Source organism: Gemmatimonadota bacterium (genome assembly GCA_026702745.1).
GTDB lineage: Bacteria > JAAXHH01 > JAAXHH01 > JAAXHH01 > JAAXHH01 > JAAXHH01.
In genome coordinates, this window is record JAPPBT010000074.1 from 1 (window position 1) to 8,165 (window position 8,165).

Genomic DNA, 8,165 nt, shown 5'->3' on the forward strand with positions numbered 1-8,165 from the left:
AGCGGAACCCCTGCGTATCGGTGCGGCCTAGAAGCTGGCCTCGATAGGGGACGACGCACTGGCCGTCAAGCATCTCGGCGCAGCGCTCTACAGCCACCGGGAGAGTGTCCGCCGCGCGGCAACTTACGGTCTGATCGCCGTCGGGGAACAGTCCTCGGAGACCTTCGTCGAAGCGACGAAGTCACCGGTCAAATGGGTCAGGAAGGCCGGTGTGTACGGACTGGGCGACTGTGCGCCGCTTACCGGCGAAGTACTGGCCGCCTCCGCTTCGTTGCTGCATCACGACCCCTCCGTGTACGTCCGCGCCGTCGCCGCGGGAACGCTGGGCTGCCTGGGACGCCGTGCCGCGGCGACGGGCGTTGGGCGGTCCCTGCTGCCCCGGTGCTTCGAGGCGCTGGTCCGCAGTCTCGAAGGCGAAGAAAACCGGTTGAGCATGGACCTCGCCCAGCAGCGGAGCATCAAGTTCGTGCGGCCCACCGACGCGTGTGACGTCTGCGAGGGAAACGGCGTCGACATGGGGCTCGAGCGATTCGAGCCGGTGCGCTCCGCGGTACGGGAGAACGCCCTCTGGTCCATGGTCATCCTATGTTCCCACGGGGCCCTCCTGGCGGGCGATGCGCTGGATCCCATTATCGATGCCCTGACCGAGGTGGTGCGCAGCGACCGAAACGTCATCTGCGTGGGATTCGCCATGGACGCCCTCAATCGCCTGGCCAACCTGGAAATCGGAGGGCCGGAAACCGGAGGGCCGGATACCGGAGGGCCGGAAACCGGAGGGTCCGCGGCGGCATCCCTCGACCGGCTGCGTGGGGATCTGCTCCCGTTACTTGGCGAGTCTCCCATCCGGTGCTGGGAAGCGCTCGTACGCGGCGGCCTGAGTACGGAATTCCTTCCCGCGTTCTCAGAATCCGGCTAGCCCGGCAGTCCGCTTACCTTTCCGCTATTTACGCCGCGCATCGTACGCCCCGGTCTCTGGGGCGCGATGCCATGTTGCCAGGTGACCGCCGTGCCCCACATCCTCGTCGACAACATCGTCAAGACTTTCCGGATCGCCCAGCGGCGCCCCGGTCTCTGGGGCGCGCTACACGGTGTCGTGCGCCGCGAATACCGGACGATCAAGGCCCTCGACCGCGTCTCCTTCGAACTGGATCCGGGAGAACTGGTGGGCTATATCGGTCCCAACGGAGCGGGCAAGTCCACGACCGTAAAAGTGCTCTCCGGCATCCTGGTGCCCGATTCGGGACGGTGCGAGATCGACGGTCGCATCCCGTGGCGCAACCGGATCGCCAACGCGGCCAACATCGGCGTGGTGTTCGGCCAGCGGACCCAGTTGTGGTGGGATCTGCCGGTTATCGAGTCCTTCGATCTGCTGCGGGATATCTACCGGATCGAAAATGGTGAATACCACCGGGCCAGGGACGAACTCACGGCGCTCATGGACCTGGAACCGCTGTACGACGTCCCGGTGCGCCAACTCAGTCTCGGCCAACGCATGCGGTGCGACCTGGCGGCGGCCCTGCTGCACGCACCTTCGGTACTTTTCCTGGACGAGCCCACCATTGGCCTGGACGCCGTTTCCAAGCTCGCCGTGCGGGACTTCATCAAGCGTCTGAACCGGGAGCGGGGCGTTACCGTCGTGCTGACCACCCACGACATGGACGACATCGAGGCCCTGTGCGACCGGGTGATGGTGATCGGACACGGGAGAATCCTTTCCGACAGCACACTGGACGACCTGCGTGCCCGCGTCACCCGGGAGCGCCGCCTAATTATCGACCTGCTCGACGAAGGCCAGGCGATCGAGGATCCGGACGTTACTTTCATCTCGCGCAGCGGCAGCCGCATCCACCTTCAGTTCGATCCGGACCGCGTCCGAACGGCCGCCCTGATCAGCCGGATCACGGCAAAGTACGCTATCAAGGACCTGTTCGTCGAGAACCCGCCCATCGAAGAGATCATCTCACGGCTGTACGACGAACACGAACTCCGTTGAGTTTCGGACAGGCATGATGCAATCCTTCGTCCTCCCCTACACCGCCGTGCTGTCCGCCCGGTTCCGCATGATCCTCCAGTACCGGGCCGCGGCCATTGCCGGGTTCGTGACGCAGATCGGGTGGGGCGCGATCCGCGTCATGGCCATGGAAGCGTTCTACCGGTCCACCAGCGCCCCCCAGCCCATGCACCTCGAGGACGTCGTGACCTACATCTGGCTGGGCCAGGCGCTGCTCGGCCTGTTACCCTGGAATCCCGACACGGAAATCCGCGCCATGGTGCGGTCGGGTACCGTGGCCTATGAGCTCGTCCGTCCGGTGAACCTCTATACTTACTGGTTTTCCCGGTCGATGGCATTCCGGCTCGCGCCCACCTTCATGCGTTCCATCCCGCTGGCGATCCTTGCATTGCTGTTTTTCGGGATGCAGGCGCCCGCCTCACCCGAAGCCCTGGTATTCTGGCTGGCGGCGACCCTCGGCGCGGTGCTGCTCAGCACGGCCCTCACCGTGATCCTTTCCATCACGCTGATGTGGACGATTTCCGGGGAAGGCGTGTCCTTTCTGGTCTCACCGGTCATCTATTTCCTGGCGGGGATGGTCATCCCCCTGCCCCTATTTCCCGACTGGGCACAGCGCGTACTCGATATCCTGCCGTTCCGCGGTATCTGCGACGCGCCGTTCAGGCTGTATATGGGCCATATCCCGGCCACGGAAGCCTGGGCCGTGCTGTTTCATCAACTGATCTGGATCGTCATCCTGGTCGCATTCGGCGCCTGGCTGCTCTCGAGAGCGACTCGCCGGCTGGTCGTTCAAGGGGGATAGAAGATGGCAAACCCGCTTGCGCTGTACACCCATTACGTGAGCATCTCCCTGCGAAGCCAGATGCAGTACCGGGTCTCGTTCCTGCTCGGTACCCTGGGCCAGCTGTTCAGCACGGGCGTGGAATTCATTGGCATCCTTGCTCTGTTCGACCGCTTCGGCAGCCTGAACCAGTGGACGCTCGCCGAGGTCGCCTTCTTCTACGGAATCGTCAACGTGGCCTTCGCCGTGACCGACATGTTGTCCCGCGGTTTCGACCACGTGGGCCAACTGGTGCGCACCGGCGAGTTCGACCGCATGCTGCTCAGGCCCCGGAGCACCGTACTTCAACTGATCGGCACGGAATTCACATTGAAGCGGCTCGGGCGTTTCCTGCAGGGCGGCGCCGTCCTGCTCTGGGCGGCGCTCTACCTGGACATCGAATGGTCGCCATCGGTCGCGGTCCTTACCGTGATCACCGTATCCTGCGGCGCCTGCTTCTTTCTGGGACTGTTCATCAATATCGGCACGGTGTCCTTCTGGACCACGGAGACGCTCGAGCTCATGAACGTGTTGACCTACGGCGGCATCGAGGCTTCGAAATACCCATTGGTCATATACCGAGCCTGGTTCCGCCGGTTCTTCACCATGGTGATCCCCATGGGATGCGTGACCTATTTCCCGGTCGTGGCTATTCTAGGCCGGTCCGATCCGCTGGGCACGTCTCTCGCGTTTCAGTACGCAGCCCCTTTGTTCGGCCTGCTCTATTTCATCCTGTCGCTCTTCATCTGGCGACTCGGACTCCGGCACTATCGCTCGACGGGCAGCTAGCGCGGACGCCGGTCCCTGCAGATCAGTTCGACGGCCCGGCACCCCGGTTCACCCGCCGGACCGGCGCGCCGTCCCTATCGGCACGCCGTCCTTCTTGACGATATTCCAGGCCGCCTGTTTATTGGTCCGATATGGCAAACAACAGGCAGTACCGATCCAAGACGCTGTTCGTGGGTACCCGCGGGGTCAAAGAGTACCGGGCCAGCATACCCCGCTGGGTGAACGGTTCCGATACCGTCCTGGAAATCGGCTGCGAATGGGGCACCACCACCACGATCATCGCCGAATACGCCGCGACCGTAATCGGAACGGACGTGAGCCCGGTGGTCATCGAACGAGCCCGGGAACGCCACCCCCACATCCGGTTTGAAACGCTGGACGCCTTCGACGTGCGGGCCGCGCTCGAACTGAACGAGGACTTCACCAAGATCTACATCGACATGTCGGGGATTTCGGGATACCGGTCGCTGCTGGACCTGATTGCCCTGCTGAACAGCTACGCCGCCGTTTTGAGACCGGAAGCGATCGTGGTCAAGAGCGGCGCCCTGAAGCACTTCGCCTCCCGTTGCATTCCCTTCGGGGATGATGGAGCCTGGCAGGAGCGAGGACATGACAACCGGTGAATCCCGCGGTGCCCATCGGCGAAAAACGGGCATCCTCGTCCACGGCTACAATCTGCATGCCGGCCAGTGGGAGGACGTGACCTGGGGCGAACCGCCGGAACGGATCGGCCGCGTGCCCATGGGCGTGCTGGTAGCCCTGAGCGAGCAGGCGGACGTGATGGTATTCGGTTCGGGCGCCTCGGAAAAAAACGGGATGCTTGAATCCGAGGCGACGGCCCAGTTGTTGTGGGAGCGGTTCGATGAGCTCGCCGGATTCGCGGTATTCATAGGCAGGGAAACCGAATTGACCCGTCCTCCCGCGGCCGGCCGGTTCCGGCAGCGGATCGAATCCATACTCCACCTGGACATGACTTCGAAAAACACCCGTGATGAAATCGCCTATGCCGGCCGGGTTTTTGTCGACCGGAACGTGGAGCGGGTCATCCTGGTCTCGAGCCCGACCCATCTGCCACGGTGCCTGAGGGACGCCTGTGCCATCTACGGGGAAGACGGGGCCATGTCGGGCCTGCTGCGGGAACTCTATGCGGCACCGAGCGTCACCGGATACCCGGGGTACACGGCGGAAGACGTAACCATTTTCGAACCGGCCCATCGTCCGGACCGCCCGGGGATGGACATCAGCCAGGTAGTAGCCCGGGTACACGACATACCGGAATACCAGCGGGACAGATTCGTCCGGCGCCTGGATGACCTGCTACAGGAATTCGAGGTATAAACGCCGGTCCGGCAAGCAGCGGTCCGGCAAACGCCGGTCCCATGACAGAATCATAAAATTACGCAGCCATACGCGAGGAGCCTGGCATGATGACCCCGGAACAACGGTACCTGTTCGACGTGTTCGGCTACCTGCACATCGAGAACGCGCTGTCAAAACAGGAGCTCGAGGCCTGCCAGCGCGCGTCGGCCCGGTACATGAACACGCCGGAGGACAAACTGCCGCCGGGGTTCGGGTTCGACGGCAAGCGCCATCTCCACGGCTTCGCCTTCGACAAGTCGCTGGAGTCCCTGACCCGCCATCCGTCGATCTGGCCTATCGTACGGGAACTCACTAACGACAAGCCCCGGCTGATCAGCGGCACGCTCCAGGTGGACCGTCCCGGTGAAACAGCCGTGGGGGGCCTGCACTGCGCCCGGGAGGGTTTCGGTTGGGAGAGCACCCGATACGAGACCCATCATGGACGGGTCTACTGCGACGACATCATCGTGTTTCCCTACCTGGACGACGTTCTTCCCGGCGACGGCGGCCTCATCGTGCTGCCCGGATCCCACAAGGCGAATTTCCCCCGGCCGGACAGCCTGTTCAACAACGGACTCATGCACGGCGTGGAGGAACTCGCGCCGGGCGTGGTCAACATCACGCCCCGGGCGGGCGACATCATCGTGACTTCCGAGCTCATGACTCACGGCATCCTCGAATGGCGGCCCGGCGACCGGATCCGGCGCATCCTTGTGCTTCGGTACAAGCCCCAGCACGCGGGGCTGGCCATGCCCTTTCCGGATGAAATCAAGGCCGTGCTGTCCCCCGAAACGCTGGAACTGATCGAGACCGCCCATTACAACCACGTCAAGGACATCGTCAAGGACGGCCAGGAAGGCGACCCGGAGGGCGATCCGGAGGACGACCATGAGGATGATCCGGAAGGTGGCGGGCAGGGCGGCACGGATGACGGCCGGCAAGGAGCGGCCCCATGAACATCCGAAATATCCGCGCCTACACCGTGGACCTGTCCCGGGCCAGGAAGGCGGTAAAGACTACGCTGCAACGAGAAGGGCGCCAACCGTCGGGCCCCATGGACCGCTACCCGGAATACCGGGGCAGACGCGGGGACGCGGGACCCGCCTGGCCGTCCGCGGCGTGTATCGTGGAAGCGGACGACGGAACTTTCGGCCTGGGCTTGACCCAGCACAGCGGTCCCGTCCTCCCCATAGTCAACGAACATTTCAGGCCACTGTTGATGGGACAGTCCGTCATGGCCACGGAAAAGTGCTACGATCTCATGGTGCGCGCGAGCGCTGCCTATGGAAGCCAGGGCGCGACGAGCTACGCCATCAGCGCCGTGGATCTGGCCTTGTGGGATCTGAAAGGAAAGCTGCTGGACCGGCCAGTGTACGAACTGCTCGGCGGTCCACAGAAGGACCGGATCAGTTGCTACGCCACGGGATTCGATATCGCGTGGTATCTCGAGTTGGGGTTCAGAGCGGTAAAACTCCCCATGCCGTTTGGTCCGGACGATGGAATCGACGGATTGAACAGAGCGGTGGAGATGGTGGAGGAAACCAGGGCCGCGATCGGAAACGATGTCGAGTTGATGCTGGACTGCTGGATGGCGCTGGACGTGGAATACGCTGTGCGGCTCGGCGAATCGCTGAGGCCCTACAGGCTGAAGTGGCTGGAGGACTACCTGATGCCCCACGACCTGGACGGGTTCGCCGCGGTCCGCCGGCGCCTGCCCGGGCAGGGCCTCGCGACCGGAGAACACTGGTACCTGGCCGAACCGTTCCTGTATGCCGCGGAGCACCGGCTGGTGGATATCTTCCAACCGGACGTCAAGTGGTGCGGCGGGCTTTCCGCCGCGGTCCGCATCTGCCACATCGCCGAGGCCGCGGGCCTGACGGTAGCCCCGCACGGCGCCATGAACGATCCCTACGGCCAGCACCTGGTCTTCGCCATGCCCGCGGCCCGTTGGGGAGAACGTTCCAGCGGGGTCTCTCCGCCCGGAGTGCACCTGTCCGACATGGTTGAACTGCCGGGAACGGCCGTGATCGAAGATGGCTGCCTCATACCCAGCGACGCCCCGGGATTCGGGATCGAAGCGGACCGGGCCTGGCTGGAACGCGTGGCCGTATAAGCCTGTGCCCCGTTCAGGTGGCCGTCTAAGCCTATTCCACGGTCTTTGGGTCTTCGGAATCCGGCGAGAGATGGATCGTCCGGGTGGGGAAGGCCATTTCTAGTCCGAGCGACTCGACAATCTCCATGATCTTCAGATTGACATCCTCCCTGATCCGCAGGTAGTCGGCCCACACCGTCGTCGCGGTAAAGTAGTAGACCATGATGTCGAGCGAGTTCTCGGAAATTTCGTTGAACCTCACGAGCATGGTCGATTCCTGGCTGACCTCGGGATGGGTGCGAAGCAGTTTCTCAATCCTTGAAACGGCCTCTCTCATCGAATCGGACGGCGTATCGTAGGTGAGTCCCACCGTAATCCACACCCGGCGGTATGGACGGGACGAGATATTGTCGATCACGAATTCCGCCAGCCGGTTGTTGGGGATGGCGACAATAGTCTGTTCGAAGGTCCGGATCCGGGTGCTGCGAAATCCAATGCTCTCCACCACGCCTTCGATCTCCCGGTCCGGCGACACGATCCAGTCTCCCGCCACAAAGGGCCGGTCGACCAGCAGCATGATGGACCCGAAGACGTCGGCCAGGGTCTTCTGGGCGGCAAGGGCCACGGCCAGTCCTCCGATCCCCAGGCCGGCCAGCAGTCCGGACACCGAGTAGCCCAGGTTCTGCAGGATCATGAGGGCGGCGAGGATCCATACCATGATCTGCAGCGCCCGTTCGACGAGGGGCACGAGGTGGTCGTCCAGGGCCGTATCCGTCTTGAGCGCCCACTCCTTGAGCATCGATGTAAAGACGTTAACGCATCGGAAGATCATCCAGGCCGTCAGGAGGGAAAAGGGCACCCAGAACCCGGCCTGCAACACCCCCATGACCATCTCGGGCGGACGCAGCGTATAGATGGCGAGGTAGAGACCCAGCACGACGATCACCCATTCCAGGGGTTTCTCGACCGCCATGATCAGCATGTCGTCGAGTTGGGTCGAGGTAACGCGTGCCAGTCGTTTCGCGACGCGGGTCATCAGGTGCTTGAACACCCATTTTACGACAAAGGTCCCCAGGAGAATCGCGAAGGTGATG

General features: G+C 63.3%; 9 protein-coding genes. 8 read left to right on the forward strand and 1 reads right to left on the reverse strand.

The window, feature by feature from the left end; all coding sequences use genetic code 11:
- Positions 1 to 211: 211 nt before the first annotated feature.
- From OXH56_12810 to OXH56_12845, 8 genes are all read left to right on the forward strand, one after another.
- Positions 212 to 916, forward strand: coding sequence for a hypothetical protein (locus tag OXH56_12810; GenBank protein MCY3556188.1), 705 nt, complete (start codon positions 212 to 214; stop codon positions 914 to 916).
- Between the two features lie 90 nt (positions 917 to 1,006).
- Positions 1,007 to 1,993 (forward strand): ATP-binding cassette domain-containing protein, encoded by a 987-nt coding sequence (locus OXH56_12815; protein ID MCY3556189.1) that lies wholly within the window; start codon positions 1,007 to 1,009, stop codon positions 1,991 to 1,993.
- Positions 1,994 to 2,006: 13 nt separating this feature from the next.
- Positions 2,007 to 2,813 carry an ABC-2 family transporter protein gene (locus OXH56_12820; GenBank protein ID MCY3556190.1) on the forward strand — a complete coding sequence of 269 codons (807 nt, stop codon included), beginning with the start codon at positions 2,007 to 2,009 and terminating at the stop codon, positions 2,811 to 2,813.
- Between the two features lie 3 nt (positions 2,814 to 2,816).
- The gene (locus tag OXH56_12825) at positions 2,817 to 3,620 is read left to right on the forward strand and encodes an ABC-2 family transporter protein (GenBank protein ID MCY3556191.1); all 804 of its coding nucleotides are present in this window, start codon (positions 2,817 to 2,819) and stop codon (positions 3,618 to 3,620) included.
- Between the two features lie 131 nt (positions 3,621 to 3,751).
- Positions 3,752 to 4,243, forward strand: coding sequence for a class I SAM-dependent methyltransferase (locus OXH56_12830; protein MCY3556192.1), 492 nt, complete (start codon positions 3,752 to 3,754; stop codon positions 4,241 to 4,243).
- Positions 4,230 to 4,958 (forward strand): YdcF family protein, encoded by a 729-nt coding sequence (locus OXH56_12835; protein MCY3556193.1) that lies wholly within the window; start codon positions 4,230 to 4,232, stop codon positions 4,956 to 4,958. The genes OXH56_12830 and OXH56_12835 overlap by 14 nt, the downstream gene beginning before the upstream one ends.
- A gap of 86 nt (positions 4,959 to 5,044) precedes the next feature.
- Positions 5,045 to 5,935: a phytanoyl-CoA dioxygenase family protein gene (locus tag OXH56_12840; GenBank protein ID MCY3556194.1), complete on the forward strand. Its 891-nt coding sequence runs from the start codon at positions 5,045 to 5,047 to the stop codon at positions 5,933 to 5,935.
- On the forward strand, positions 5,932 to 7,092 hold the full coding sequence (locus OXH56_12845) for an L-rhamnonate dehydratase (protein MCY3556195.1): 1,161 nt from the start codon (positions 5,932 to 5,934) through the stop codon (positions 7,090 to 7,092). The genes OXH56_12840 and OXH56_12845 overlap by 4 nt, the downstream gene beginning before the upstream one ends.
- Positions 7,093 to 7,123: 31 nt before the next feature.
- Here the strand turns inward: OXH56_12845 and OXH56_12850 are convergent.
- The coding region (locus tag OXH56_12850; protein ID MCY3556196.1) for a mechanosensitive ion channel family protein at positions 7,124 to 8,165 on the reverse strand (1,042 nt) is incomplete at its 5' end.

What these genes read in the sequence shown, in the direction of transcription:
- OXH56_12820 (MCY3556190.1), top strand. Translation starts at nt 2,007, where the DNA reads ATGATGCAATCCTTCGTCCTCCCCTACACCGCCGTGCTGTCCGCCCGG.
- OXH56_12825 (MCY3556191.1), top strand. Translation starts at nt 2,817, where the DNA reads ATGGCAAACCCGCTTGCGCTGTACACCCATTACGTGAGCATCTCCCTG.
- OXH56_12830 (MCY3556192.1), top strand. Translation starts at nt 3,752, where the DNA reads ATGGCAAACAACAGGCAGTACCGATCCAAGACGCTGTTCGTGGGTACC.
- OXH56_12835 (MCY3556193.1), top strand. Translation starts at nt 4,230, where the DNA reads ATGACAACCGGTGAATCCCGCGGTGCCCATCGGCGAAAAACGGGCATC.
- OXH56_12840 (MCY3556194.1), top strand. Translation starts at nt 5,045, where the DNA reads ATGATGACCCCGGAACAACGGTACCTGTTCGACGTGTTCGGCTACCTG.
- OXH56_12845 (MCY3556195.1), top strand. Translation starts at nt 5,932, where the DNA reads ATGAACATCCGAAATATCCGCGCCTACACCGTGGACCTGTCCCGGGCC.